The organism is Actinokineospora sp., assembly GCF_050699995.1.
Classification (GTDB): domain Bacteria; phylum Actinomycetota; class Actinomycetes; order Mycobacteriales; family Pseudonocardiaceae; genus Actinokineospora.
The window spans coordinates 1-25179 of sequence record NZ_JBOHGC010000022.1 but is presented as its reverse complement, the minus strand read 5'-3'; the positions used below and the strand labels follow the sequence as shown (position 1 = coordinate 25179).

General features: G+C 69.8%; 28 protein-coding genes and 2 pseudogenes. 18 read left to right on the top strand and 12 right to left on the bottom strand.

Features of this window, described 5'->3' with window-relative positions; all coding sequences use genetic code 11:
• Positions 1-459, bottom strand: a pseudogene (locus tag ACRDSQ_RS01465) (hypothetical protein); the annotation flags it as partial.
• A gap of 97 nt (positions 460-556) precedes the next feature.
• Entirely contained in the window at positions 557-1189 is a 633-nt protein-coding gene (locus ACRDSQ_RS01460; RefSeq protein ID WP_431418065.1) for a hypothetical protein, read from the bottom strand.
• A 248-nt stretch (positions 1190-1437) separates the two neighbouring features.
• Between ACRDSQ_RS01460 and ACRDSQ_RS01455 the strand changes: the two genes are divergently transcribed.
• The 14 genes from ACRDSQ_RS01455 to ACRDSQ_RS01390 all read left to right on the top strand — a co-directional run bounded on the left by ACRDSQ_RS01455 (position 1438) and on the right by ACRDSQ_RS01390 (position 13669).
• On the top strand, positions 1438-2256 hold the full coding sequence (locus tag ACRDSQ_RS01455) for a tetratricopeptide repeat protein (RefSeq protein ID WP_431418064.1): 819 nt from the start codon (positions 1438-1440) through the stop codon (positions 2254-2256).
• A gap of 47 nt (positions 2257-2303) precedes the next feature.
• On the top strand, positions 2304-2954 hold the full coding sequence (locus tag ACRDSQ_RS01450) for an L-threonylcarbamoyladenylate synthase (protein WP_431418063.1): 651 nt from the start codon (positions 2304-2306) through the stop codon (positions 2952-2954).
• 152 nt (positions 2955-3106) lie between these two features.
• Positions 3107-4255 (top strand): glycosyltransferase family 4 protein, encoded by a 1149-nt coding sequence (locus ACRDSQ_RS01445; RefSeq protein WP_431418069.1) that lies wholly within the window; start codon positions 3107-3109, stop codon positions 4253-4255.
• A complete protein-coding gene (locus ACRDSQ_RS01440; protein WP_431418062.1) occupies positions 4252-4710 on the top strand; it encodes a hypothetical protein in 459 nt (152 codons plus the stop codon). Before ACRDSQ_RS01445 ends, ACRDSQ_RS01440 begins: the two co-directional genes overlap by 4 nt.
• Positions 4711-4931: 221 nt before the next feature.
• Positions 4932-5708, top strand: coding sequence for a F0F1 ATP synthase subunit A (gene atpB, locus ACRDSQ_RS01435; RefSeq protein WP_431418060.1), 777 nt, complete (start codon positions 4932-4934; stop codon positions 5706-5708).
• 72 nt (positions 5709-5780) lie between these two features.
• The gene (locus ACRDSQ_RS01430; protein ID WP_431418058.1) at positions 5781-6032 is read left to right on the top strand and encodes an ATP F0F1 synthase subunit C; all 252 of its coding nucleotides are present in this window, start codon (positions 5781-5783) and stop codon (positions 6030-6032) included.
• A gap of 28 nt (positions 6033-6060) precedes the next feature.
• The gene (locus ACRDSQ_RS01425; RefSeq protein WP_431418057.1) at positions 6061-6612 is read left to right on the top strand and encodes a F0F1 ATP synthase subunit B; all 552 of its coding nucleotides are present in this window, start codon (positions 6061-6063) and stop codon (positions 6610-6612) included.
• A 12-nt stretch (positions 6613-6624) separates the two neighbouring features.
• Positions 6625-7449 carry a F0F1 ATP synthase subunit delta gene (locus ACRDSQ_RS01420; RefSeq protein WP_431418056.1) on the top strand — a complete coding sequence of 275 codons (825 nt, stop codon included), beginning with the start codon at positions 6625-6627 and terminating at the stop codon, positions 7447-7449.
• A gap of 65 nt (positions 7450-7514) precedes the next feature.
• Complete coding sequence (atpA, locus tag ACRDSQ_RS01415; protein WP_431418055.1) at positions 7515-9161, top strand: F0F1 ATP synthase subunit alpha; 1647 nt, start codon at positions 7515-7517, stop codon at positions 9159-9161.
• 11 nt (positions 9162-9172) lie between these two features.
• A complete protein-coding gene (locus tag ACRDSQ_RS01410) occupies positions 9173-10123 on the top strand; it encodes a F0F1 ATP synthase subunit gamma (RefSeq protein ID WP_431418054.1) in 951 nt (316 codons plus the stop codon).
• On the top strand, positions 10123-11559 hold the full coding sequence (gene atpD, locus ACRDSQ_RS01405) for a F0F1 ATP synthase subunit beta (protein ID WP_431418052.1): 1437 nt from the start codon (positions 10123-10125) through the stop codon (positions 11557-11559). The genes ACRDSQ_RS01410 and atpD overlap by 1 nt, the downstream gene beginning before the upstream one ends.
• Positions 11560-11913: 354 nt before the next feature.
• Positions 11914-12279: a F0F1 ATP synthase subunit epsilon gene (locus tag ACRDSQ_RS01400; protein WP_431418051.1), complete on the top strand. Its 366-nt coding sequence runs from the start codon at positions 11914-11916 to the stop codon at positions 12277-12279.
• 27 nt (positions 12280-12306) lie between these two features.
• Positions 12307-12750 carry a DUF2550 domain-containing protein gene (locus ACRDSQ_RS01395; RefSeq protein WP_431418049.1) on the top strand — a complete coding sequence of 148 codons (444 nt, stop codon included), beginning with the start codon at positions 12307-12309 and terminating at the stop codon, positions 12748-12750.
• Between the two features lies 1 nt (position 12751).
• Positions 12752-13669, top strand: coding sequence for a ribonuclease Z (locus tag ACRDSQ_RS01390; protein ID WP_431418048.1), 918 nt, complete (start codon positions 12752-12754; stop codon positions 13667-13669).
• A gap of 4 nt (positions 13670-13673) precedes the next feature.
• On the opposite strand, the gene ACRDSQ_RS01385 is transcribed toward ACRDSQ_RS01390, so the two are convergent.
• From ACRDSQ_RS01385 to ACRDSQ_RS01370, 4 genes are read right to left on the bottom strand one after another with little or no spacing between them, the layout of a single operon-like run.
• Complete coding sequence (locus ACRDSQ_RS01385) at positions 13674-14909, bottom strand: RNA polymerase sigma factor (protein ID WP_431418068.1); 1236 nt, start codon at positions 14907-14909, stop codon at positions 13674-13676.
• On the bottom strand, positions 14909-15274 hold the full coding sequence (locus ACRDSQ_RS01380) for a YciI family protein (RefSeq protein WP_431418047.1): 366 nt from the start codon (positions 15272-15274) through the stop codon (positions 14909-14911). Before ACRDSQ_RS01380 ends, ACRDSQ_RS01385 begins: the two co-directional genes overlap by 1 nt.
• Before the next feature lie 56 nt (positions 15275-15330).
• Positions 15331-15768, bottom strand: a complete 438-nt coding sequence (locus tag ACRDSQ_RS01375; protein ID WP_431418046.1) for an SRPBCC family protein — start codon at positions 15766-15768, stop codon at positions 15331-15333.
• Positions 15769-15824: 56 nt separating this feature from the next.
• Positions 15825-16397 carry a cob(I)yrinic acid a,c-diamide adenosyltransferase gene (locus tag ACRDSQ_RS01370; RefSeq protein WP_431418044.1) on the bottom strand — a complete coding sequence of 191 codons (573 nt, stop codon included), beginning with the start codon at positions 16395-16397 and terminating at the stop codon, positions 15825-15827.
• Positions 16398-16467: 70 nt separating this feature from the next.
• Between ACRDSQ_RS01370 and murA the strand changes: the two genes are divergently transcribed.
• Positions 16468-17742, top strand: coding sequence for a UDP-N-acetylglucosamine 1-carboxyvinyltransferase (gene murA, locus ACRDSQ_RS01365; RefSeq protein ID WP_431418043.1), 1275 nt, complete (start codon positions 16468-16470; stop codon positions 17740-17742).
• A 57-nt stretch (positions 17743-17799) separates the two neighbouring features.
• On the opposite strand, the gene ACRDSQ_RS01360 is transcribed toward murA, so the two are convergent.
• The 5 genes and pseudogenes from ACRDSQ_RS01360 to ACRDSQ_RS01340 all read right to left on the bottom strand — a co-directional run bounded on the left by ACRDSQ_RS01360 (position 17800) and on the right by ACRDSQ_RS01340 (position 21516).
• Positions 17800-18897: a sulfite oxidase gene (locus tag ACRDSQ_RS01360; protein WP_431418042.1), complete on the bottom strand. Its 1098-nt coding sequence runs from the start codon at positions 18895-18897 to the stop codon at positions 17800-17802.
• 154 nt (positions 18898-19051) lie between these two features.
• Entirely contained in the window at positions 19052-19186 is a 135-nt protein-coding gene (locus ACRDSQ_RS01355; protein WP_431418071.1) for a hypothetical protein, read from the bottom strand.
• A gap of 76 nt (positions 19187-19262) precedes the next feature.
• Positions 19263-19484, bottom strand: a pseudogene (locus ACRDSQ_RS01350) (hypothetical protein); the annotation flags it as partial.
• Positions 19481-20551 carry an ATP-binding protein gene (locus ACRDSQ_RS01345; protein ID WP_431418040.1) on the bottom strand — a complete coding sequence of 357 codons (1071 nt, stop codon included), beginning with the start codon at positions 20549-20551 and terminating at the stop codon, positions 19481-19483. The pseudogene ACRDSQ_RS01350 and the gene ACRDSQ_RS01345, both read right to left, overlap by 4 nt.
• On the bottom strand, positions 20548-21516 hold the full coding sequence (locus ACRDSQ_RS01340; RefSeq protein ID WP_431418067.1) for a DUF4132 domain-containing protein: 969 nt from the start codon (positions 21514-21516) through the stop codon (positions 20548-20550). Before ACRDSQ_RS01340 ends, ACRDSQ_RS01345 begins: the two co-directional genes overlap by 4 nt.
• 140 nt (positions 21517-21656) lie before the next feature.
• On the opposite strand from ACRDSQ_RS01340, the gene ACRDSQ_RS01335 reads away from it, so the two are divergent.
• The 3 genes from ACRDSQ_RS01335 (at position 21657) to ACRDSQ_RS01325 (ending at position 23108) form a co-directional block, all read left to right on the top strand.
• Positions 21657-21785, top strand: coding sequence for a hypothetical protein (locus ACRDSQ_RS01335; RefSeq protein ID WP_431418038.1), 129 nt, complete (start codon positions 21657-21659; stop codon positions 21783-21785).
• A 77-nt stretch (positions 21786-21862) separates the two neighbouring features.
• The gene (locus ACRDSQ_RS01330; RefSeq protein WP_431418037.1) at positions 21863-22471 is read left to right on the top strand and encodes a hypothetical protein; all 609 of its coding nucleotides are present in this window, start codon (positions 21863-21865) and stop codon (positions 22469-22471) included.
• 358 nt (positions 22472-22829) lie between these two features.
• Positions 22830-23108, top strand: coding sequence for a hypothetical protein (locus ACRDSQ_RS01325; RefSeq protein ID WP_431418036.1), 279 nt, complete (start codon positions 22830-22832; stop codon positions 23106-23108).
• Between the two features lie 565 nt (positions 23109-23673).
• On the opposite strand, the gene ACRDSQ_RS01320 is transcribed toward ACRDSQ_RS01325, so the two are convergent.
• Positions 23674-25179 (bottom strand): DUF4132 domain-containing protein (locus ACRDSQ_RS01320; protein WP_431418035.1); only part of this gene is annotated, 1506 nt, incomplete at its 5' end.

The following is a 25179-nucleotide window of genomic DNA, read 5'->3' as shown; positions in this document are numbered from 1 at the left end:
GACCAGGACACCGAGCCCGATGGCCATCCCGGGTGACACCCGCCGCTTCGACGCGCTGTCGTCGGCCCGCGTCCAGCGTGGAATCGACACCGACACGCCCAGGACCAGCCACAACAGGATCAGCGGCAGCGGCGCCGCGACGAGGAAGGCGACCGTCAGCACGAGTAGCGCGAGGTCGACCAGCTTGCGCCGCGTCCTCGCCGCGACCGCCTCGGTCAGCACCGCCCCCGCGTCGACACCGGGGGACGGCGGCACGGCCCTGGTCGGCTCGACCAGGAACTCCTTGATCGCCTCCGTCGCGTAGCCGGGGTCGAGGTGGGCCGCCGCGCACAGGTAGCGGGTCGTGTCGTCGCGGTCGGGCGGACCGTGCGGACCGCGCTGTCGAGGGAGCGGGATTCCACTCGGCGGCGTCCGGTCGGTGTCACTGGGCTGTTCGGCGGCTGCGCTGTGCTCAGGCATGGCGTCCCGTCGGTTCGAGTGTTGCCTGGGGCAGCAGAAAGTGGCTGCCCGCCAGCGATCACACACTCACCGTAGCGAGATCGTCAACCCTTTTCGATCAAGGCGACGAATTGTCGACCAGCGCGTGGTAGATCGGCACGGTCTCGGCCCAGCGGTCGGCGTCCGCCGCGGCGTAGACGAAGTACTCGATGCCGTCGACCCGCCAGTACATCGAGTGCACGTGCTTGCGCACGTCGCCGGAGTCGTGCTCGAACTCCCAGTCGACGGCGAGAACCCCGTGGTACTGCGTGGTTCCGAGGCTCAGCCGCTGGAAGCCCGGCTTCGACTTCGCGAACACCGCCTCATAGTCCACATGGGACTGGAGCAGGTCGGTGGCGGGCGCGGGGGCGCCGCCGTAGCGCACGTGCCGTGCCGGGTCGGCCGGGTCGGTGGCCTGCACGGAACCCGGACCCGACGACCGGGTGATCTTCCAGCCCTTGGGGACCGTGGTGACCAGCCCGCCCGGACCCGCGACGCGCTGGAAACCCTCCGGAACGGGAAGGGCGACCTTGGACGGCTGCGGCCCCGCGTCGGGGTCCGCGGTGTCGATCCTCGGCGCGGGCGTGGCCGAGTCGGCCGGGCCGAAGGCGGGCGGCGGCGGTGCGAAGACATAGGTCGTCAACGGGGCCGCGGTGCTCGGCGCGGACTGTTTCGGGGCGACCAGCAGGACGGCGCCGACCACCGCGCTCACCGTCGTGTAGCCCGCGACAAGCGCCGACGCCAGCCAGCGTGAGCTGAGCTGGTGCCCCCGACGCTGCGGACGGCTGCTCGTGGGAACTCCCCCTGCTGCGACGAACCCGGATCTGCTTCGAGGACAACCAAATGGTGCCCGGTATGTCGGTGAATCTCAACTTCCGCGGAGATCTTGTCTCTTGGGCGCGATCATGACCCGCTCCTCGGACGCCGATCAGCGGTAGCGTCTGATCCCGGGGTGATCGGGTGCTACGTACATGGCAGGACGTCATCGAGAAGTGGCAGTTGTCGCCACCCGAGGCGCAGGAGGGGCCGACCGAGGCCAGGCTGTACTTCGACCGCGCGCTGTCAGCGCTGGTCAAGGGCAGGCTCGATGACGCGGCCGCCGACTTCGAACGGGCCGCGGCGACCCGGGAGAGCGCCTACGACGACATCGGCATCGGCGACGTGCACCTGGCCCGCGGCCGCTGGCGGGCGGCGGCGAGCCACTACTTCCGGGCCGCCGAGCGCGACCCGGACAACGTGCTGGCGGTGCTCGGCATGTCGCAGGCCCGCGTCGCGAGCGGCGACGCCCGGGGCGCGGCGGCGGAGCTGGAGGCCCGCTTCGGCGACTCGACGGACCCGGTGCTGCGGTACTACCTCGCCAGCACGTGGTGCTCGGTGTCCGAGCAGGTGCGCAGCCGCACGGTCGACGACGCCCTCGTCATCACCAGCGAACACCAGCTGCAGGTCTGCGAGGCCGCCGCCCAGCGGATCATCGAGCTCGACGTCCGCGACACCGAACTGCGCCGGGGCGCGGAGCTGCTGCTCGACGAGGTCACGGCCGGGCGGCGCTGGCGGTGGCAGCCGGAGGGGATCGCGGTGAGCCTCGCGGTGCTCGCGGTGTCGCTGGGGCTGATCCTGGTGGCCGTCGGCGGGCTGGCGGGCAACGTCTCGCTGGTGATCGCCGGGGTGCTGCTGGGCGGCGGGCTGCTGGATCTGATCGTGGTCCGGTTCCGCAGGCAGACCTGGCAGAGCCGGGCCGACGAGCTCGCCGACTCGATCGCCGAGCGGGGCCGGGAATAGGCCTGGGCCGGCCGTCGTGGCGCGGGTGCTCCCGATAGAGTCGCCGGGTGACCACGGTCTACGACTGCAGTGTCCGTGAGGACAGAGAAGACGGCCTCGCCGCCGCGGCGGGCGCGGTGCGCGCGGGACGGGTTGTCGTGATCCCGACCGACACCGTCTACGGGATCGGCTGCGACGCCTTCAACAGCTCCGCCGTCGCGTCGCTGCTCGCGGCCAAGGGCCGCGGGCCGGACATGCCGGTCGGTGTCCTGGTCGGCTCCTGGTCGACGATCGACGGGCTTGTCCTGTCGGTGCCGCAGACCGCGCGGACGCTGATCGAGGCGTTCTGGCCGGGTGACCTGTCCATCGTCCTGCCGCATGCGCCGTCGCTGGCCTGGGACCTGGGTCAGACGCACGGCACGGTCATGCTCCGGATGCCTTTGCACCCGGTGGCCATCGAGCTGCTGCGCGAGGTCGGGCCGATGGCGGTCTCCAGTGCCAACCGCACCGGTCTGCCCGCGCCCGCGACCGCGCAGGGCGCCCGTGACCAGCTGGGCGATTCGGTCGCGGTCTACCTCGACGGCGGGCCGTCCGGCGACCCGATCCCGTCGACGATCGTGGACCTGAGCGGCGACGAGCCCGTGGTGCTGCGCGAAGGCGCCGTCAGCGTCGACGCGGTGTCCGAGGCTTTGGGCGCCAAGGTGCGCGCGGCGCGGTAGCGTTGCGGCACCCAAAAGCGGTATCTAACTAGGAGATGCGACCCCACGTGCCCACTCCGTTCCGGGGCTCGGATTCGCCGGTCCCGCGCAGCGCGCAACCGGAGACCGTCGGCGCGCTTCCCGGCGAAGCGGACCCGAGGGGCTAGCGGGTGATACCTCCCGAGGGATACGCCGTCGCCGGTCTGCCGGTGCGCGAGTTCGCACTGGTCGCCCTGGTGACCGCGGCCCTGACCTTCCTGCTCACCGGGCTGGTCCGGCTCTTCGCCATCCGCATCGGCGCGGTCGCCTACCCGCGCACCCGCGACGTGCACGTGGTCCCCATGCCGCGCCTCGGCGGGCTGGCCATGTACCTGGGCATCTGCGGCGGCATGCTGGTCGCCCACCAGCTGCCGGTCCTGCGCCGCGCGTTCGACTTCGCCCTCGACCCGATCGCCGTGCTGGTCGGTGGCGGCCTCATCGTGCTGATCGGCGTCCTCGACGACCGGTTCGAGCTCGACTCGCTGACCAAGCTGGCCGGCCAGACGACCAGCGCGGGCATCCTGGTGCTCTTCGGCATCCAGTGGATGGTGCTGTGGGTGCCGTGGGGCGGCGACGAGGGCTACTTCGGCACCGTGCTTATCCTCGACCAGAACCAGGGTGGCCTGCTGGCGATCCTGCTCGTGGTCACCATGGTCAACGCGATGAACTTCGTCGACGGCCTCGACGGGCTCGCCTCCGGCATCGGCTTCATCGCCGCGGTCGCCACCTGCGCGTTCTCCCTGCACCTGCTCGACCAGTCCGGCGGCTCGGTGAACAACTACCCGCCGATCCTGATCTCGGCCACCCTCGCGGGCGCGTGCCTGGGTTTTCTGCCGCACAACTTCCAGCCCGCCCGAATCTTCATGGGCGACTCCGGCTCGATGCTCATCGGCCTCATGCTGGCCACGGCGAGCACGACGATGTCCGGCAAGACCACGCCCACCGAGGGCGCCACGAACTCCATCGCCCTGTTCTCGCCGCTGCTCGTCGTCGCCGCGGTGCTGTTCATCCCGCTGCTCGACCTGCTGATGGCCGTCATTCGCCGCACCCGCCGCGGCGAGAGCCCGTTCAGCGCGGACAAGATGCACCTGCACCACCGCCTGCTGGAAATCGGCCACTCCCAGCGCCGCGCGGTGCTGCTCATCTATTTGTGGGCCGCGGTGATCGCTTTCGGCGCGGTGTCGGTGTCCCTATTCGACGCATTCATCGTCGCTTGGGGAATGGGCATCGGCGTCCTGGTCGCGGTGATCGTCTCCGCCATCCCTAGACTCAGGTCTCGATGAGCGAGAACGAGCAGCAGCAGACCCCGGAAATCGATCCGCACGCGCGGGCGCTTCGCACACTGGCGGAGGCGATGTTCCGTTACGCGCTGTGGCCTTCGATCGCCACGGTCGTGGTAGGCGTAGTGATCTTCGGCATAGTCAACAGCACTGCGGGTGCGCTTGGCGCGCTTGTCGGGGGTGTGCTCGCGTGCGCGTCGTCACTGTTGACGTTGTTCCTTATGCGCAAAACCGCCGCGCACGGTCCGCATATCGGCATGGCCGCCTCGCTGGGCGGTTTCGTGGCCAAGCTGTTCATATTGCTGCTGGTCATGACCGCTTTGCGCGACGTCGAGGCGCTGCACCGGATCTCATTGGGCCTCACCATGGTCGCCGTGGTGCTTGTGGCCGCCGGTGCCGAGGCGCTGGCGTTCCGCCGCACGAAGCTGCCGACCATCATTCCCGCTGGTGAGAAGTAGTTCACCGGTCACCCAGTACGCCTGTCAGGTGAGGGCGACACCCCTGATATGGTTCGCCTCAGACGGCGGGGTGGCCGTGTCACGCGCATGCCGTCATGGCGCCGCGCGAACGTGGTAGCCGCCTGAAGACAAGCCAAGTTAGTCAGGTACGTTACGTCCTGATCGTGACGATTCCCCCGGCGGAGTGAACGCCGGCCGGGAGAACCGGAAGGAGCCCACAGGTGGGCAGGCTGCTGGCCCAGGAGGAGTTCGCTCCCCCCGGTGTTAAGGACTTTTTCCTCCCGCCGATTTTCGGCGAGGTCACGAAGCCGATGGTCTTGATGGTCCTTTCCATCGTCATCGTCTCCGCCTTCTTCCTCATTACGTCGCGGAACATGAAGATCGTCCCGAGCAAGTGGCAGTTCGCCGCCGAATCGGTCTACGACTTCGGCCGCAACAACATCGCGCGTGAGCAGATCGGTTCGAAAGAGTTCCGGCCCTTCGTACCCCTGATTCTCACGCTGTTCACCTTCATCCTGGTGAACAACCTCTACGGGGTCATCCCGATCATCCAGTTCCCGACGATGGCGAAGATCGGTTTTCCGCTCGCCCTCGCGGTCCTGGTGGTCTTCCCGGTCTACCACTTCGTCGGGATCAAGAAGTTCGGCCTCGGCGGCTACCTGAAGAACCAGCTCCTCCCCGCGGGCGTGCCCAAGCCGGTCTACCTGCTGCTCACCCCGGTCGAGTTCTTCCTGAAGTTCTTCATGGACCCGATCACGCTGGCGATCCGAGTGTTCGCCGCCATGTTCGCCGGTCACCTCATTCTGCTGGTGTTCACCCTTGGTGGTGAGTACCTGCTCCTGCACGCTCCCGTGCCACTCAAGCCGGTCTCGTTGATCGCTTGGGCGATGGCCATCGCGATGACCTTCCTTGAAGCGTTCATCCAGGTGCTGCAGGCGTACATCTTCGCGCTGCTGTCGGCCAACTTCATCGGCCGCGCGCTCGCCGAAGACCACTAAGCAAGACCACCAAGGAAACACAAGCCCCCGATCCGCGGGCACCCGCGGACCGAGTTGGAAAGGGATACACAAGTGAGCGCAATGGTTCTCGCGCAGGAAGCCCCCGCCAGCATCAACGCGGGTCTCGCCGCGATCGGCTACGGCCTCGGCGCGATCGGCCCCGGTATCGGCGTCGGTCTCATCTGGGCCGCTGTCATCAACGGCACCGCCCGTCAGCCGGAGGCCCAGAGCAAGCTCATGGGCATCGCGTGGACGACCTTCGTCCTCGTCGAGGTGCTCGCGCTGATCGGCCTGGTCGTGTACTTCATCGCCTCCGGCGCCTGATCCAGCCCTTCTTCGTTAGGGAGACGACGTGGTCAACGCACTGTTGAACCTTGCCGCCGAGGAAAAGCCGGACCCGGTCATGCCTCACCTGGCCGAGGTCATCCTCGGTCTGGTGGCGTTCCTGCTGCTGCTGTTCGTGATCTCGAAGTTCGTCGCGCCTCGGTTCGAGAAGCTCTACACCGAGCGCACGGCCAAGATCGAGGGCGGCATCGAGAAGGCGGAGAAGGCTCAGGCCGAGGCCGAGCAGGCGCTGCAGCAGTACAAGGCGCAGCTCGCCGAGGCCCGTGCCGAGTCGGCCCGGATCCGGGACGACGCCCGTGCCGAGGCCGAGCAGATCAAGGAAGAGCTGCGCGCCCAGGCCCAGGCCGAGTCCGCCCGCATCGTGGCTCAGGGCACGGCTCAGCTCGAGGCGCAGCGCGCGCAGATCGTCGCCGAGCTGCGTGCCGACCTCGGGCGCCACGCCGTCGAGCTGGCCAGCCGTGTGGTGGGCGAGTCGCTTGAGGACGAGACGCGGCGCCGCGGCACCGTGGACCGGTTCCTCTCCGAGCTCGACGCCGTCTCGGCTCCTGCGAAGAACTAGGGGACGCCTGAGATGACATTCCAAGCCGCGAGCCGGGAAGCCCTCGCCGCCGTCGAGCTCAAGCTGCTCGACGTGGTGGAGGGAACCGCCGCAGCCGCTGCCGGCCCCCTGGGCGAGGAGCTGTTCGCGGTCGCCGGGTTGCTCGACCGGGAGATCGGCCTGCGTCGCACGCTGGCCGACTCCTCGACCGACCCGGCCGCCCGTGAGCGGCTGGCCCGGGACCTGCTCGGCGGCAAGGTCGCCGACGACACCCTGCAGGTGACCGTCGCGGCCGTCAGTGCCCGCTGGTCCTCCCCGCGGGAACTTGTCGACGGCATCGAGTCGCTGGCGACGACCGCGCTGCTGGCGCGGTCCGAGCGCGACGGGCGCCTGGACGCGGTCGAGGACGAGCTGTTCCGCCTCGGCCGCATCATCGCCGACCAGACCGAGCTGGAGCAGGCGCTGTCCGACCGGACCGCGGCTGTCGAAGGCAAGCTCAGCCTGATCAACGGGCTGATCGACGGCAAGGTCGACCCGACCACCGCGACCCTGGTCGCGAACCTGGTCGGCCAGCCCCGCGGCCGCACGGTCGTGCAGGGCCTGGAGAACCTCGCGAGCGAGGCGGCCAAGCGGCGCGAGCGCTCGGTGGCGCACGTGATCTCCGCCGGACCGCTGTCGGCCGAGCAGCAGGAGCGCCTCGCGGCGACCCTGCAGCGGATCTACGGCCGCCCGATCGGCCTGCACGTCGAGGTCGACGAGTCGCTCGGCGGCGGACTGGTCGTCAAGGTCGGCGACGAGGTCATCGACGGCTCCACGGCAGGACGGCTCGAAGCGCTCCGGCGCAAGCTGGCCAGCTGAGTCGTTTAACAGCGGCGACCCCCCAGTACTTTTCCACAAAGAAACGAAGCGAGAGCAGGAACGACATGGCGGAGCTGACGATCTCGTCGGACGAGATCCGCAGTGCGATCGAAAACTACGTCTCCAGCTACTCCCCGGACGTCAACCGGGAAGAGGTCGGAACGGTTTCCGACACCGGCGACGGCATCGCCCACGTCGAGGGCCTGCCCTCGGCCATGGCCAACGAGCTGCTGGAGTTCGCGGGCGGGGTACTCGGCGTCGCGCTGAACCTGGACGCGCGCGAGATCGGTGCCGCGATCCTCGGTGAGTACGACAAGATCGAGGAAGGCCAGGAGGTCAAGCGGACCGGACGCGTGCTGTCCGTTCCGGTCGGCGACGCCTTCCTCGGCCGGGTCATCGACCCGCTCGGCGCCCCGATCGACGGTCTCGGCGAGATCGTCGCCGAGGAGCAGCGCGCACTGGAACTGCAGGCCGCCACGGTCGTGCAGCGCCAGCCCGTCGAGGAGCCGCTGCAGACCGGCCTCAAGGCCGTCGACTCGATGACCCCGATCGGCCGCGGCCAGCGCCAGCTGATCATCGGTGACCGCAAGACCGGCAAGACCACGGTCTGCGTCGACACCATCATCAACCAGAAGAAGGCCTGGGAGACCGGCGACCCGAAGCAGCAGGTCCGCTGCATCTACGTCGCCATCGGCCAGAAGGGCTCCACCATCGCGGGCGTCAAGACCGCGCTGGAGGAGGCGGGCGCGCTGGAGTACACCACCATCGTGGCCGCTCCCGCGTCCGACTCGGCGGGCTTCAAGTGGCTCGCGCCCTACACCGGCTCCGCGCTGGGTCAGCACTGGATGTACCAGGGCAAGCACGTCCTGATCATCTTCGACGACCTGACCAAGCAGGCCGAGGCCTACCGCGCCATCTCGCTGCTGCTGCGCCGCCCGCCGGGCCGTGAGGCCTACCCGGGCGACGTCTTCTACTTGCACTCCCGTCTGCTGGAGCGCTGCGCGAAGCTGTCCGACGAGCTCGGCGGTGGCTCGATGACCGGTCTGCCGATCATCGAGACGAAGGCCAACGACATCTCGGCCTACATCCCCACCAACGTCATCTCGATCACCGACGGCCAGTGCTTCCTGGAGTCCGACCTCTTCAACTCCGGTCAGCGTCCGGCCATCAACGTGGGTACCTCGGTCTCCCGCGTCGGTGGCGCCGCCCAGACCAAGGCGATGAAGAAGATCTCCGGCACCTTGCGTCTGGAGCTGGCGCAGTACCGTGAGCTGGAGGCGTTCGCCGCCTTCGCCTCCGACCTCGACGCCACCTCCAAGGCCCAGCTCGCCCGCGGCACCCGGATGATGGAGCTGCTCAAGCAGGGCCAGTTCTCGCCGATGCCGGTGGAGGAGCAGGTCGTGTCGATCTACATCGGCACCAAGGGCCACCTCGACTCCGTCCCGGTCGCCGACGTGCGCCGCTTCGAGTCGGAGCTGCTGGAGAACCTGCGTCACCGCAACGCGGGCATCCTCGACGAGATCCGGGTGAACAAGGTTCTCTCGGACGACAACGAGGAGCGCCTGGTCGCCGCGGTCGAGGCCTTCAAGGAGAACTTCACCGCCTCCGACGGCTCGTCGGTCGTGGTGAAGGACGCCGAGGCTGAGGCCATGGACGCGGCCGCGGTCGGCCAGGAGACCATCAAGGTCGCCAAGACCGCGCCGAAGAAGTGACCGGGTAAGCCATGGCGCAACTTCGGGAAATCCGACAGCGGATCAAGTCAGCCCAGTCCTTCAAGAAGATCTTCAAGGCACAGGAGCTGATCGCGACCTCGCGCATCAGCAAGGCTCAGGGCCGGGTCGCGCAGTCCAAGCCGTACGCGGACGAGATCACCAACGTGCTCACCGCCCTCGCGGGCGCCGCGGCCAACCTGGACTCGCCGCTGCTCGTGGAGCGGTCCACCGCGAAGCGGGCAGGCGTGCTGCTGGTCACCAGCGACCGCGGCCTGTGCGGTGGGTACAACGCCAACGTCATCAAGGCGGCCGAGGAACTGCAGGCGCTGCTGCGCGAGCAGGGCAAGACCCCGGTGCTCTTCGTGATCGGCCGCAAGGGACTGAACTTCTACCGGTTCCGTCAGCGTCCGGTCGCGCAGAGCTGGACCGGCTTCTCCGAGAAGCCGAGCTACGTCAACGCGGCCGAGGCGGGCGAGACCCTCATCGACGCGTTCCTCGCGGGCGTCGACGACGAGGGCGACAACGCGGGTGCCGACGGCATCCTCGGTGTCGACGAGCTGCACGTCGTCTACACCGAGTTCGTCTCGATGCTCACGCAGCGTCCGGTCGCCAAGCGGGTCGCCCCGCTGGAGGTCGAGTACTCCTCCGAGGAGGAGGCCGCCGCGGCGCGGGCCGAGCTGAAGTCGGCGTACGCTTTCGAACCGAGCGCGGAGACGCTGCTCGGCAATCTGCTGCCGAAGTACATCAACACCCGGATCTACGCGGCACTGCTCGAGTCGGCGGCCTCCGAGTCCGCCGCTCGACGCACGGCGATGAAGGCGGCGACAGACAACGCCGACGAGTTGGTCAAGAGCTTCACGCGAGTGGCCAACCAGGTTCGCCAGGCGCAGATCACCCAGGAGATCAGCGAGATCGTCGGTGGCGTGGAAGCGCTCGCCGCTGCCGCAGGAAGTGATGACTAATGACCGCCATTCAGGAACCCAAGACCGCGACCGGTCGCGTCGTCCGGGTGATCGGCCCCGTCGTTGACGTGGAGTTCCCCCGGGACTCCGTGCCGGAGCTCTTCAACGCGCTCAAGGTCGAGGTCGCCCTCGAGTCGATGAAGAAGACCATCACCCTCGAGGTCGCCCAGCACCTCGGTGACAACCTGGTGCGCTGCATCTCGATGGCGCCGCAGGACGGCCTCGTGCGTGGCGCCCCGGTGCTCGACACCGGCGAGGGCATCTCGGTGCCCGTCGGCGACGTCGTCAAGGGCCACGTGTTCAACGCCCTGGGTGACTGCCTCGACAAGCCGGGCCACGCCGCGGACGCCGAGCGCTGGCGCATCCACCGCCGCCCCCCGGCCTTCGACCAGCTCGAGGGCAAGACCAAGATGCTGGAGACCGGCGTCAAGGTCCTGGACCTGCTCACCCCGTACGTCGAGGGTGGCAAGATCGGTCTGTTCGGTGGTGCCGGTGTCGGCAAGACGGTGCTCATCCAGGAGATGATCACCCGTATCGCCCGCAACTTCGGTGGTACGTCAGTGTTCGCCGGTGTCGGCGAGCGCACCCGTGAGGGCACCGACCTCTTCCTGGAAATGGAAGAGATGGGTGTTCTCCCGGACACCGCGCTCGTCTTCGGTCAGATGGACGAGCCCCCGGGCACCCGTATGCGCGTCGCCCTGTCGGCCCTGACCATGGCGGAGTACTTCCGCGATGTGCAGAAGCAGGACGTGCTGCTGTTCATCGACAACATCTTCCGGTTCACCCAGGCTGGGTCCGAGGTCTCGACCCTGCTGGGTCGGATGCCTTCGGCCGTGGGTTACCAGCCGACGCTGGCCGACGAGATGGGCGTGCTGCAGGAGCGGATCACCTCGACCAAGGGCCGCTCGATCACCTCGCTGCAGGCGATCTACGTCCCCGCGGACGACTACACCGACCCGGCCCCGGCGACGACCTTCGCCCACCTGGACGCGACGACGGAGCTTTCCCGTCCGATCTCCCAGAAGGGCATCTACCCGGCGGTCGACCCGCTGACCTCGTCCTCCCGAATCCTCGACCCGTCCATCGTTGGCGACGAGCACTACCGGGTGGCGCAGGAGGTCAAGCGGATCCTGCAGAAGTACAAGGAACTGCAGGACATCATCGCGATCCTCGGTATGGACGAGCTGTCCGAAGAGGACAAGGTGACGGTCAACCGCGCCCGTCGCATCGAGCGTTTCCTCTCGCAGAACTTCTTCGTCGCGGAGAAGTTCACCGGCGAGGTCGGCTCGTTCGTCAAGCTCGCCGACACCATCGAGGCCTTCGACAAGGTCGCGAAGGGCGAGTACGACCACGTTCCGGAGCAGGCCTTCCTCTCGATCGGTGGCCTGGACGACCTGGAGCGCAAGTACCACGAGCTCACCGGCAAGACCAAGTAATTGCCGTAAGCACGACAAAAGGGCCGGTGTCCACTGCGGACACCGGCCCTGCTCGGGCGGGAGCACCCCCAGCGTCCGGGCGATCTGGTCGCGGTCGGCCACGCCACCCTCGGGGCCGTGGGTCCCTGGCTCCGGTGCGTGGTCCAGGGCTGTCTCGGTCACCCGGCGCGACCGCTGGCACCAGCAGCAGGGAAGTCGACCGGTGCGTCACGAACTTGGTGAAGTCGGTGTCCTCGATGTCGGTCACCGCCTGTGATCGAAGTGGCTCATGCCAAAGCTGACACCGGCCTGGCTGGGGAGGTTGCCGACCGACCATCTAGACTGCCCAAGAATCGTGAGTCTAAGGAGATAAGCGTGGCTGAGATGTCCGTCCAGCTGGTCGCCGTGGAACGACGCCTGTGGTCGGGTACCGGCTCGTTCGTCAGCGCGCAGACCACCGAGGGTGAGATCGGCATCATGCCTGGTCACGAGCCCGTGCTCGGCCAGCTCGTCGAGGGTGGCGTGGTCAAGGTCATCACCGCCGACGGCGAAGCGGTCGTTGCCGCGGTGCACGGTGGCTTCCTCTCGGTCACCGGCGACTCAGTGAGCATCCTGGCCGAGTCCGCCGAGCTCGCGGGCGAGATCGACGTGGCCAAGGCGCGCTCCGGTCTCACCGCCGACGACGCCGAGGAGCGCGCGAGAGCATCCGCCCGCGTGCGCGCCGCCGAGCAGTCTTCCTGATGTCGGCGTAGGGGGCGGGGGCGGCCGATGGACATCAGCGATGTGGTCGTGCTGGTCCTCGCCGCCGTGCTTGCCTTCCTGACCTTGCTGGTCCTGCGCCGCCTGCGTCTTCTTCGCGCGGGCGGCGTTCACGTTGCCCTGCGCACGCGCATCGACGACACGGGCAAGGGCTGGCACCTCGGTGTCGGCCGCTACCAGGGCGACGAGTTCGCCTGGTTCCGCGCGCTGAGCCTGCGCAAGGGCCCCGACCGCGTCCTGCGCCGCGACGGCCTGGAGATCGTGCACCGCCGCGAGCCCGAACGCGGCGAGACCCCGAACATGCCGGTCGGCTCCCGCGTCCTGCGCTTCGAGTACGCCAACGGCGGCGCCGCCCCCGGCGTCGAGGTCGCGATGGGCCCGGACGTGCTCACCGGCTTCCTGTCCTGGCTGGAAAGCGCTCCGCCCGGCCGACGGCTGCCCTGGGCTTCCTAGCGTGTCCATGCGTGAACTCGTCGTCCTCGGGACCGCGAGCCAGGTGCCGATCCGCGCCCGCAACCACAACGGGTACTTCCTGCGGTGGGACGACGACGTCTTCCTGTTCGACCCGGGTGAGGGCACCCAGCGGCAGATGGCGATGGCGGGTGTGTCCGTCACCGCGATCACCCGGCTGTGCGTGACCCATTTCCACGGCGACCACTGCCTCGGCGTCCCCGGCATCGTCCAGCGCCTCTCGCTCGATGGTGTCGCCCACGAGGTGGTCGCCCATTACCCGGCGTCCGGCGCCGAGTTCTTCGGCAACCTGCGTCGCGCCAGTTCGTTCTACGAGGTCGCGCGCGTGCGTGAGGAGCCGGTGGCGGCCGAGGGCGTCATCGCGACCGGCCGGTTCGGCGAACTGCACGCCCGGCGACTCGACCACCGCATCGAGACGTTCGGCTACCAGCTGCGCGAGCCCGACTCCCGCCGCATGGTGCCGGAGAAGCTGGCGGAGCTGGGCATCACCGGCCCCGCTGTCGGTGCGTTGCAGCGCGAAGGCGGGGAGCTGCTGGAGCGGGTCAGCGAGCCGAAGCCGGGGCAGCGGTTCGCGTTCGTCATGGACACCCGCCTGTGCGACTCGGTGTACGAGCTGGCCGAGGCGGCGGACATGCTGGTGATCGAGTCGACGTACCTGCACGCCGATGAGGCGCTGGCGAAGGAACATGCCCACCTCACGGCCCGGCAGGCGGCGCGGGTGGCTCAGGAGAGCGGCGTGCGGACCTTGGTGCTCACCCACTTCTCGCAGCGCTACGACGATCTGAGCCTGTTCCACGACGAAGCGGCGGCGGAGTTCGACGGCGAGATCGTGGTGGCCACGGACTTGGCCAGAATCAGCGTTCCCAAGCGGCGCCGGTACTTCGCGATGCGCGACCGGTAGCCGGTCAGGGCAGACGGGCGGCGCGGGAGAGCAGGTAGTCGCGTTCCGGGGCGCTGGCTGTGGCCTGGGCGGCTTGGAGGTAGCCGGCCCTGGCCGCCGTCGGGTCGCCCGCTCGCTCCAGCAGGTGCGCCCGCACAGCGGCCACGCGGTGGTGGTGTCCCAACCGCGGGTCGTCAGCGAGGGTGTCGAGCACCGCGAGGCCCGCGCGGGGGCCGTCGGCCTCGCCGACCGCCACCGCGCGGTTCAGGGTGACCACCGGGCTCGGTGCGATGGTGTCCAGCACGCGGTACAGGCCGACGATCTGGAGCCAGTCGGTCTCCGGCGCACTCGGGGCCTCGTCGTGGACCGCCGCGATGGCTGCCTGGACCTGGTACGGCCCGATCGGGTACTCGGCCAGCGCCGACTCGATGATCGCCGAGCCCTCCGCGATCTCGTCGCGGTCCCACAGGGTCCGGTCCTGCTCGGCCAGCGGCACCAGTTTCCCGCTGTCGTCGATACGGGAGGCGCCGCGGGCGTCGGTGAGCAGCATCAGGGCGAGCAACCCGGCAACCTCGCCCTCGGAAGGCGCCTGGGCGTGCAGCAGCCGGGCCAGCCGAATCGCCTCGACGGTCAGGTCGGCGCGGCGCAGGCTGGTGCCGGAGCTGGCGGTGTAGCCCTCGTTGAAGATCAGGTAGAGGACTTCGAGCACGGCGGCGAGGCGGTCGGCGAACTCCGCCTCGGCGGGCATCTCGAACTCCAGGCCCGAGTCCACGAGACGCCGCTTCGCGCGCGTGATGCGGCGGGTCATGGTGGCCTCGGGGATCAGGAACGCGCGCGCGATGTCGCCGGTGGACAGGCCGCCGACGGCGCGCAGGGTCAGGGCCACCTGCTGGTTGCGCGGCAGCGACGGGTGGCAGCACAGGAACAACAGCAACAACCCGTCGTCGGCGTCGGTGGGCGGGGTGTCCGCCGGTGGCGCGGTCAGTTCGTCGGACGCCGTCCAGCCCGCCGCCGCGGCCTCCTTGCCCCGGCGGGCCGATTCCCGACGCTGCCAGTCGATCAGCCTGCGTGAGGCGACCTGGATGATCCAGCCGCGCGGGCTGTCCGGCACGCCTTCCTCCGGCCACTGCCGGGCCGCCGCGATCAGCGCCTCCTGGACCGCGTCCTCCGCGGCCCCGAAGTCCGCGCCGCCGCGCATGACGGCCCCGAGGGCCTGCGGCGCGAGGTCGCGCAGCAGGCCCTCGATCTCCGGGGTGGTGATCACATCTCCTGGCCGCCGAGGTCCATCACGGCCCGCACCTCGACCGCGTTGAACCGGGCGTCGGGGATCTTCGCGGCGAGTTCGACGGCCCGCTCCTGGGAGACGCAGTCGACGATGTAGTAACCCGCCAGGTGCTCCTTGGACTCGGCGAACGGGCCGTCCACCACATCGGCGGACCCGCTGCGCACACGGACCGTGCTCGACGTCGTCGGGTCGGCGAGCGGGGCGCCGTCGACGAACTCGCCGGAGTCGACGATCTCCTGGGTGAACGCGCCGTACTCGCCCATCAGCCCGTCGCGCTCGGCGTCGGACAGGGTCGCCCAGTTGGCCGGGTTGCTGTAGATCGACAACAGGTACTTGCTCATCGGATGCTCCTAGGTGTTCGACGGCGCCTCTCGCGGATACGTCGAACGGAAAGCGGCTATCCGGACACCTTGTTCTCCAGATCGCGCAGATCCTTGCGGATGTTGCCGCGCACCATCGGCGCCATGAGCGGGCCGACGAACCGGTAGTAGCCGCTCGCGTCGCCCTGGATGCGGATGCTGGCCAGTGTCCCTTCGGGATGCTCGTCGAACCGGTAGGTGACGTGCATCGGGAACGGCCCGGCCACCGACCGCATGTCCAGCAGCGTGGGCGGTTCGTGCTCCTCGACGCGCAGCACGTAGTCGATGCGCTTGCCGAGGAAGTGCGCGCTCCGGGTGACCTGCGCGCCGACGCCGAATCCTCCGCCCGGTGCTTCCGTGGTCAGCGCGGCCTGTTTGATGCCCTGGGTCCACTCGTGGTCGTGGCGCCAGTCCATCGCGTAGTCGGCCACCTTCGCGGGCGGCAGCGGGATGACCCGCTCAGCGATCACATCCATCTCGGCTCCTCCTTGTGTCGCCGATACGTCGACCGGGCCGCCCGCGACCGGACAGCTCAGCCGTTGGCGCCGGGCTTCCAGAGCACGTCGCCGTCCGGGTTGGCGATGCGGGCCAGCACGAACAGCAGGTCCGACAGCCGGTTGAGGTACTTCGCGGCCAGGATGTTCGTCCGCTCGGCGTCGTCCTCGATGAGCGCCCACGCGTTGCGCTCCGCGCGCCGTGCGACGGTCCGGGCGACGTGCAGCAGGGCCGCGCCGGGGGTGCCGCCGGGGAGGATGAAGCTGTTGAGCTTCTCCAGGCGGTCGTTGAAGTCGTCGATCCACCCTTCGAGCCGGGTGACGTACGCCTCGGTGATGCGCAGCGGCGGGTACGGCGGGTCCGGGACGATCGGGGCGCACAGGTCGGCGCCGACGTCGAACAGGTCGTTCTGGATGCCGCGCAGGACGCCCGCGACCTCGTCGGTCAGCCCGCCCAAGGCGATCGTCACCCCGATCGAGGAGTTGGCCTCGTCGACATCGGCGTACGCGGCGAGGCGGACCGATGTCTTCGGCACCCGTGAGCCGTCGCCGAGCGCGGTCGTGCCCTTGTCGCCGACCTTGGTATAGACCCTCGTAATGTGAACCGACATGGCGTCAGCCTATTACCCGCCCGGCCACCCGACTGGGGTGAGCGCGTTCGGGAGGGGCATCATTGCCCGCGTGACAGAGCACTTCCAGGTTCACGGCGGCGCCCGGCTCGTCGGCGACGTCGCGGTTGTCGGCGCCAAGAACAGCGTGCTCAAGCTGATGGCGGCGGCGCTGCTGGCCGAGGGCACGACCACCCTGACCAACTGCCCCGAGATCCTCGACGTCCCGCTGATGGCCGACGTCCTGCGCAGCCTGGGCTGCGAGGTGACCCTGGACGGCGACCGTGCGGTGATCACCACCCCCGCGGAGCTCAACCACCGGGCGGACTCGGCGTCGATGGGCAAGCTGCGGGCCTCGGTCTGCGTGCTGGGTCCGCTCGTCGGCCGCTGCAAGCGCGCTGTCGTCGCCCTTCCCGGCGGCGACGCGATCGGCTCGCGCCCGCTGGACATGCACCAGAACGGTTTGCGCTCGCTCGGCGCCACCAGCGAGATCGAACACGGCTGTGTCGTGGCCGAGGCCGAGGGCCTGCACGGCGCCCAGATCTGGCTCGACTTCCCCAGCGTCGGCGCCACCGAGAACATCCTCATGGCCGCGGTGCTCGCCGACGGCGTCACGGTGATCGACAACGCCGCGCGTGAGCCGGAGATCATCGACCTCTGCCTGATGCTGCAGCAGATGGGCGCCAAGGTCGAGGGCGCGGGCACGTCGACGCTGACCGTCCACGGCGTCGAGTCGCTGCGCCCCACCGAACACCGCGTGGTCGGCGACCGCATCGTGGGCGCCACGTGGGCCTTCGCCGCGGCGATGACCCGGGGCGACATCACGGTCAAGGGCGTCAACCCGCACCACCTGGACCTGGTCCTGGAGAAGCTGCGCAGCGCGGGTTCGGAGATCACCATCCTCGAGGACGGCTTCCGCGTGGTGCAGCACGCCCGCCCCACCGCCGTCGACTTCGTGACGCTGCCCTACCCGGGTTTCGCCACCGACCTGCAGCCCTTCGCCATCGCGCTGACCGCGGTCGCCGACGGCACCTCGATGATCACCGAGAATCTGTTCGAGGCGCGGTTCCGGTTCGTCGAGGAAATGGTCCGCCTCGGCGCCGACGCCCGCACCGACGGCCACCACGCCGTGATCCGCGGCGTCGAACGCCTCTCCAGTGCCCCCGTGTGGGCGTCGGACATCCGCGCGGGCGTGGGGCTGGTGCTGGCGGGGTTGTGCGCGGAGGGCGTCACCGAGGTCTGGGACGTCTTCCACATCGACCGCGGCTACCCCATGTTCGTGGAGAACATGCAGCGCCTGGGCGCCGACGTGCGACGCGTGGACAAAGAACCCGAGCGCGCGCTCTAGGGGACTACCTGTACCCACCAATCAGCCGCCTGTCACCGGCCAGCGTCAGTTGCACAGCTAGCGCACGGTCACCGCGACCCGTTGCGCCATGTTGTTGGCCATCCCCTGGGTGTTCCACGGCTGCTCGACCGGCTGCGTTCCCCTCCGGTCGGCGGCGCGGACCAGCAGTTCGACGTCACCCGCGACGGCGTCCCAGCGGTAGGTCCACGGCCGCCACGCGTGTCTGCCCGCCGCCTTGCCCAGTTCGGCGGCGTTCCAGGTCCGGCCGCCGTCGACGCTGACCTCGACCCGCGTCACCGGGGCCTGGCCGCTCCACGCGCGGCCGAACAGCTCCACCGGACCGGCCTCGACGATCCGCCTGCGGGTCATGAAGTCCGGGAACCCCGGCGGCACGACCAGCGCCCGCGGCCTGATCTTCGTCACCGGCTCGCCGTCGTCCCCGGCGTCGTGCTTGATCCGGTACGCGCTCGCGTTCTGGAAGCCGGTGAACTCGTGGTCCAGCACGGTGATCCGGCGCAGCCACTTCACACTCGCCATGCCGTACCACCCGGGCACCACCAGCCGCACGGGCGCGCCGTGCTGCGGGGGCAGCGGCTGCCCGTTCATCTCGTAGGCGACCAGCACGTCACGGCCCACCGCGTCGCCCAGCGACAGCCCCCGCTGGTAGTCCTGCTCGACGCCGCGGTCGGTGCCGTGGTCGAGCCCGGTGAACGCGACGTCCACCGCGTCGTCGAGCACGCCCGCCTCGGCCAGCAGGTCGACCAGCGGCGTCCCGGTCCACCGCGCGGTGCCCACCGCCTCGTCGAGCCACGGCTGGCTCACCGGGCGCGGGTGCAGCCGCGCGCGCCCGTTCCCGGCGCACTCCAGGGTGACCGTCAGGTTGACCCTCGGCCGCGCCCGCAACGTGGCCAGGTCCAGCTCCAGCGGCGTCCCGACCCGCCCGTCGACGGTGAGCCGGTAGCTGCCGGGGTCGACGTACGGGATGTCGTAGTGCACCAGCACGTAGTGCAACCCCGGCGGCGTCAGGTCGTAGCGCAGCGCCTCCAACGGCATCCCATGGTTGCGCGCCGCCAACCGCAGCTCATCGAGCGAAATACCCTCATCGGGCCCCGCGATCCGCGACGCCTCACCTTCGCGGACGCTGAAGGAAGTCATGCCATGAGCATCGTCCTGGGCGGCCAGTTGTGACAGGTGCGCACCGGGGTGATTCTGTCGGCCGGGACACCTAAGGTCCCTGGCCGGGTGACGGAGTGCGGCTGGATATGAGCGCCGGGTTTCTGGTGTGTGGGTATTCGCGGTGGCTGAACCGTCAGCGGAACTCGACTGTGGTGAGGAGCCGGATCTGGGCGTCGAGCCAGTCGGCGGGATCGGCGGCGAACGCGCGCGCGGCGTTCGCCGCCTTTCGTAGGCCGACGTCTTCCAGCGCCCTCGCCGCCGCGGTCACGCGATCCGGGTAGGTCGGGGGTAGGTGGCGTAAGCCGCGGTGGACGGCTTCGGCCAGGATCTCCCGGCGAGTAGTCGCAGAACGGGGTCCACGACATCCGTGATCCCGCTTCGCCGCGCTGGTAGCTGAAGATCGCCATCGGCAGGGTGTGCCCGAGCAGCAGTTCATCGATGCGGTCGTTGAAGTCGGCTGGTCCCTCGATGAGCACGTGGGCGGGCCGCACGCGCGCGATCGTGTCCGCCACGAGCCGCGCGCAGGCGGGGCTGTGGTGGCGGACGCCGAGGAACGTGACGGTCATCCGGGCAGCCGGTGCCGCGCGCCGTGTAACTCGGCCCAGTGTGGGCCGGGCTTCTTGGCGGCGCGCTGCTCCAGGTAGCGCCGGAGCTTGGCCAGGTCGTCGGTGCTGTCCTTCGCGGCGGTCCCGGCGAGGCAGTCGACGATGTCGGCGGCCGAGCCGCGCTCACCGCGCAGATACCAGCCGCGCAGGCCGACGGCGTGGGCGACCGACACCGCCTCGGCGGTGCTCATCACGGTGGTGAGCCGGTCGGACTTGTCGCCGCGCAGGTCGCGAAACGCCGTGACCAGCACTTCCAGCACGTCGCGGTGCTGGGCGACCTTCACCCCGGAGCGCTGGAGCAGCGCGTTCGCCTCCTGCTCGACCAAGGCGAGTTCGGTCGCGAAGTCGGCGATGGGGAACACGGTCTCGAAGTTGAAGCGCCGCTTGAGGGCTGCGCTCATCTCGTTGACGCCGCGGTCGCGGGTGTTCGCGGTGGCGATGATGTTGAAGCCCTCGCGGGCGAACACCATCGCGTCGGCCCCCTCCAGCTCCGGGACCGCGAGCACCCGGTCCGACAGCGGCGAGAGCAGGCAGTCCTGCACCTCCAGCGGGCAGCGGGTGATCTCCTCGAACCGGACCAGCCTGCCCTCGGCCATGCCGCGCCGCAGCGGCGCCGGGACCAGCGACCGCGTCGACGGGCCCTCGGCGACGAGCATCGCGTAGTTCCACGAGTACTTGATCTGGTCCTCGGTGGTCGCCGCGCCGCCCTGGATGGTCAGCGTGGACACCCCGCTCACCGCCGCCGCGATCAGCTCCGAGAGCAGCGACTTGGCCGTGCCCGGCTCCCCGACCAGCATCAGGCCGCGGCTGGTGGCCAGCGAGATCAGCGCGCGGTCGATCAGGGACACGTCGCCGACGAACTTGCGGCTGATCCCCTGCGACTCGTCGCCGACGATGAACCGCCGCGCCGCCTCCATGCTCAGCCACCAGCCGGGCGGGCGTTCGCCGGTGTCGGCCTCGCGCAGCCGGGTCAGCTCGTCGGCGAAGCGCACCTCCGCCGGTGGCCGCTGCAGGTTCTCGGTCGTCATCGGGCGGTCAGCTCCGTCAGGTCGGCGATCAGCTCGGAGGCGGTGATCGGGTCGAGGTCGGCGAACGAGTCGACACCGGTCAGCCGAAGGCCGATGAGGTGCTGCTCCTCGGCGGGCTGGACATCGCCCAGATAGATGCCGGGTTCGATGTCCACCGTGAACTCGCGTCCCTCTGCGAGCGGCTTGGACAGGGTGGTCTCGTAGCCGCCGTTGCCCGGTCCGCCGCGGACCCAGCCCCGGCGGACCAGCCCGAGCAGGTCGCCGGTGGTGGTCGCGGCGTTCTCGAACCGCGCGGGCGTGTCTTGGTCCTCGGTGAAGGTGGGCCTGCCAAGTTGGGTGAACGGCTGCAGGATCTCGTAGTCGGCGAACACCTCGGCCCACGCGCTCGCGTCCGGCCCGAGATCGAGCGGGTGCGCCACGCCCACCAGCGCGTCCGCGGGCAGGTCGTACGGGTCGTCGTGGACGTCGGCGAACGTGCGGTCCTCAGCCAGGCGGAACGACCCCGTCGCCACACCGTCGGCGTACGCGCCCCACACGAGTCGGCGGCCGACGTGCCACAGCAGCGGGTGCTCGACGATGAGCTCGCGGAACTCCGCCGGTGACCAGCGGCGCTGCCGCACCATCGCCAGTTCGAGCCGGGCGACCTGGGTGCTCGCGACCGCCCGCGCTTCCTTCTTCATCCGCGCGAACCGCAGGTGCGCCTCGGTGGCGAGGTCGGGGTCGTCCTTCGCTCCCGGCTTCGGCAAGTCCTTGCGTCGCAGGCCTTCGGCGTCGGACACGACCGGCTTGAGGTGCTCGTCGAAACCGACCACGAACCGCCGCGGACCGTAGTCCAGGGTCAGCGTGCCCGCACGGTCGAGACCGAGGTCGGGCACGAGCCGGTCGGCCAGCTGCTCCGAGGTCAGACCACGTCGGCTCGCGGCCTCGGCGATCTTGTCCTTCGCCCGGCGGCGCAGGCCCGCCATGCCCTTGCCCGCCGAGATGGCCTTGAGGTGGTTCAGCGCCACGTCGGTGCCGAGTTCGACGAGCACGTCCAGACCGGCCGCCGCGCGCTGGTGCAGGCCGGCGTTCGGCCACGCGAGGATGAGGCGCGATGGTGTCGGCGGTGGCATCGCTGCCGAAGACACCGAGCGCGTTCATCGCCCAACTGTGCTTCGCGGGCGCCCCGACTTCCTCCCACCGGTGGAACAGCGCGGAGACGAACACCGCCAGCGAATCCGGGTCGCACACCTGACGCACGAGGTCGGCGCCCGCGTACGGCTCGCCAGGGCCGCACAGCGACAGCACCGTCAGCACGGTCTTGGTTGCCTCATGGGACAGGGCGTGGGCCTGGTCGGCGAGCATGATCCGCGGCAGCACCGCGGGATCGGCCCAGTCGCCGATCGCGGGCGGCTTGGCGGGCACCAAGTCGAGCGGGTCGGTATCCAGGATCGCGCGGACCGCCGCTGCCACCTTGTCGCCGTGCTCCTTGGCGGCGGCGAGGACGGCCTCGGTGTCGGCGATCAGCCGCAGTCCCGCTTCGGCGTGCAAGCGGGCGGCGCCCGACGCCAGCGCGGTCGGGATGAGGTACGGCGCCGCCGCCGCGCCGTGCCGGTCGAACCAGGCCAGGGCGTCCGCCCGGGTGGTCCGCCGGACGGACAGCTCCCCCATGAGCACCGCGGTCTCCACGCTCAACGCGGGCAGCAGTACGCGCACGTGGTCCGGCAGTGGTTGCCGTGCGGCGAACCCCGCCAGGAACCGGACACCGTCCACGCCGTACTTGGCGAGGAGTGGTCGGCCCCAGCTGTTGATGTGGCTGAAGGTCTTCCCGTCCCATTCGGCCAGCAGTGGTGCGAGGACCTCGACGGGACCTTCGAGGAAGAGATCGGGCAGGTAGACGTCGGGAATGCGGCCGCCGCGGAAATCCTGGACCTTGGCTGACCAGTCGCGGACGTCGGCGAAGTACCGGTGGCCGTTGCGTCGCTTGGACCAGGTCGCCTGCTCGCCGGGCCGCCACGCCAAGGTCGGCTCTGGCGCCGGGAGGCCTTTGATCACCGCGCGCTTGGCAGGTTTGCGGGTCCACGGGGGTGTTGTGAACAGGGCGGGTAGCGCCCCCGGCGGGGCGTCGGGAACGTGGTCGGGTTGGACCGAGGCGGCTTCGGCCCGAGCGCGGGCGGCGGCGGGCAGCGCGGCGATGTGATCGGCCATATCGGGTGTGCCGAGCAGATGCGTTCGCAGCAGGCTCGCGTGCGTGTCACGATCAGCCAACAGACGCAGCGCCCGCACTGGATAGCGGCGCATGGCGTCGAGCACCGCGGGCCGGACGTGCCGGTTGTCCGCGCGGTCGAGCAGCACACCGAATGCCGCGTCGGTGGGGAACTCGGCGAGGAAGCCGCTCACCCGCCGCAGCACGTCCGTCGGCGGCGCCCACTCGGAGTCGATCCACGCGGCGAACACGGGCGTGAGATCCGGTCCGAGGGTCTCCACCAGCGTTGTCAGGATCTCGGGCCGCCGCGTCGTCCAGTGGTCCGGCATGCCCAGCCCGCACACCTGGTCGAGCGTGCTGACCGTGGCGTAGAGCAGGCTCCACCGGTCGCCGCAAGGGCCCTGGAAGCCCGCCGCGCACGCGGCGTCGACCAGTGCGGTCTCGGTCGGCAGCAGGAACGCGGCAACAACCAGTTTCGCGCCCGACAAGGGCTGAGCCAGCCCGGCCGCCACGGCGGCGTAGGTGTCGGCGTCCGCGGTGGCCAAGGCCGCCCGGACCCGGCCCGCGATCTTGTAGTGACTCGGCTGCCAGTAACCGCGGTCACCGAGTTCGACGGTCGCCGACACGGCGAAGTCGACGCCGCGCTGTGCGATCCACGCGTCGGCGAACACCGCGTACTCGTCATCGTTCTCGCGTGGCAGCCAAGCGACTGCCGCGGCCGCGCCGAACGGGGTCGCCTCGCCGTCCAGATAGGCACCGGCGGCCCGCTCGGTCTCGTAGCCCAGTGGCGAGAAGTCGAGCGAAGGCCGCGCACGGTCGAGGATCCGGCGCGCCTGGTCGACGGCGTCCGCCACGAGCGGCCGTGGCGGGTGGGGCCGGTCGCGTCTCGGGTACACCGCCCGGCCGTGCGCGGACGGCGGGACGAAGACGTCCTCGGTCACAGCTCCGTCAGCTCCGTCAGGTCGGCGATCAGCTCGGAGGCGGTGATCGGGTCGAGGTCCGCCAGCGGCAGCACCCGGCCGTTGCGGGACCAGTCGCCGCCGCGGCCCGGGTTGAGCCAGACCGATTCCAGCTTCTGCTCCGGGAAGACGTCGAGCGCGCCGACGGCGATGCCGGGATCAAGGTTGATCACCGCGGTCTGGTTGTCCGGCAAGGGTTTGCTGATCCAGACCTCGACCCCCGCGTCCTGCGGTTCGCCGCGTTCCCAGCCGCGGCGGATCAGGCCCATGACCTTGCCGGTGGTGACCGTGATCCCCTCGAACTTCTCCAGCGGCACGTCCACCGCGTAAACCGGCCTGCCGAGCTGGGCGAACGGCTGCAGGATCTCGTAATCGGCGAAGACCTCCGACCACGCGGCCACGGTCGAGCCGAGGTCGACCGGGTGGGCGATCCCGACCACGGCGTCGTCCGCGAGGCTGATGGTGTCGTCCTCGACGTCGGCGAGGGTGCGGTCCTCGGCGAGCCGGAAACTGTCGACCAGCGCGCCGTCTTCGTAGCGGCCCCAGACGAGTCTGCGGGACACGTGCCACAGCAGGGGATGCGCGACGAACAGTTCGTGGAACTGCGCGCCCGTCCACACCCGACGGGCGGTCATCGCCTTCTCCAGCCTGGTGATCTGGTCGGCGGCGACGGTGCGCACGTCCTTCTTCAGCGTCGTGAACCGTTTGTGGGCGGCGTCGGCGATGTCCGGGTCGTCCTTGGCCCCCGGCTTCGGCAAGTCCTTGCGCTGCTTGCCGTCCGCGTCACGGACGAACGGCTTGAGGTGTTCGTCGAAGCCCACCGTGAACCGGCGCTGGCCGTAGTCGATGACCAGCGCGCCCTCGGCGTCGAGCCCGAAGTCCGGGACGAGCCGGTCGGCGAGTTCGTCGGCGCTGAGTCCGAGGTTCGCCGCGACCTCGCTGATCTTCTCCTGCGCCTTGGTCTTGAGTCCCTTGAACTTCACCTTGTTCGCGATGCCGTTGAGGTGCATCAGCGCCACGTCCGTGCCGATCTCGGCCAGCACGTCGAGGCCGGTCACCGCGCGCTGGTGTCCGCCTTCGCCCGGCCAGGTCCGGATGACCGGCGCGAGCAGCCGAACCGTGTCGTCGTCGCCGAACAGGCCAAGCGCGGTCATCACCCAGCCGTCCTTCGCGGGCATCTCCACCTGCTGCCACTGCCGGAACATGCCCCACACGAATTCGGCGAGCGAAGCCGGATCGGCCCAGGCGCGCAGGATCTCGGCGCCCGCGTACGGCTCGCCCGGCTTGCACAGGCTGAGGATCGTCAGCACGTGCCGGGTCGCGGCGATCGACAGCCCGGTGTCGCGGGCGCGCGAGCGGATCTGCGGCAGCAGCGCCGGATCGGCCCAGTCGCCGATCACCGGGAGGCGTGCGGGCAGCACGGTCAGCGGATCGACCGCGAGAACGGCACGAACCGCGGCGACGGCTTCGGCGCCGAACACGGC

Bases quoted from the DNA above. Each gene is read 5' to 3' on its own strand.
- ACRDSQ_RS01325 (WP_431418036.1), top strand. From the start codon at position 22,830: ATGGCGTCGAGCACCGCGGGCCGGACGTGCCGGTTGTCCGCGCGGTCG.
- ACRDSQ_RS01330 (WP_431418037.1), top strand. From the start codon at position 21,863: ATGGGACAGGGCGTGGGCCTGGTCGGCGAGCATGATCCGCGGCAGCAC.
- ACRDSQ_RS01375 (WP_431418046.1), bottom strand. From the start codon at position 15,768: ATGGATGTGATCGCTGAGCGGGTCATCCCGCTGCCGCCCGCGAAGGTG.
- ACRDSQ_RS01370 (WP_431418044.1), bottom strand. From the start codon at position 16,397: ATGTCGGTTCACATTACGAGGGTCTATACCAAGGTCGGCGACAAGGGC.
- ACRDSQ_RS01410 (WP_431418054.1), top strand. From the start codon at position 9,173: ATGGCGCAACTTCGGGAAATCCGACAGCGGATCAAGTCAGCCCAGTCC.
- atpA (WP_431418055.1), top strand. From the start codon at position 7,515: ATGGCGGAGCTGACGATCTCGTCGGACGAGATCCGCAGTGCGATCGAA.
- ACRDSQ_RS01395 (WP_431418049.1), top strand. From the start codon at position 12,307: ATGGACATCAGCGATGTGGTCGTGCTGGTCCTCGCCGCCGTGCTTGCC.
- ACRDSQ_RS01420 (WP_431418056.1), top strand. From the start codon at position 6,625: ATGACATTCCAAGCCGCGAGCCGGGAAGCCCTCGCCGCCGTCGAGCTC.
- ACRDSQ_RS01340 (WP_431418067.1), bottom strand. From the start codon at position 21,516: ATGGCGGGCCTGCGCCGCCGGGCGAAGGACAAGATCGCCGAGGCCGCG.
- ACRDSQ_RS01440 (WP_431418062.1), top strand. From the start codon at position 4,252: ATGAGCGAGAACGAGCAGCAGCAGACCCCGGAAATCGATCCGCACGCG.
- ACRDSQ_RS01360 (WP_431418042.1), bottom strand. From the start codon at position 18,897: ATGACTTCCTTCAGCGTCCGCGAAGGTGAGGCGTCGCGGATCGCGGGG.
- ACRDSQ_RS01345 (WP_431418040.1), bottom strand. From the start codon at position 20,551: ATGACGACCGAGAACCTGCAGCGGCCACCGGCGGAGGTGCGCTTCGCC.
- atpD (WP_431418052.1), top strand. From the start codon at position 10,123: ATGACCGCCATTCAGGAACCCAAGACCGCGACCGGTCGCGTCGTCCGG.
- ACRDSQ_RS01380 (WP_431418047.1), bottom strand. From the start codon at position 15,274: ATGAGCAAGTACCTGTTGTCGATCTACAGCAACCCGGCCAACTGGGCG.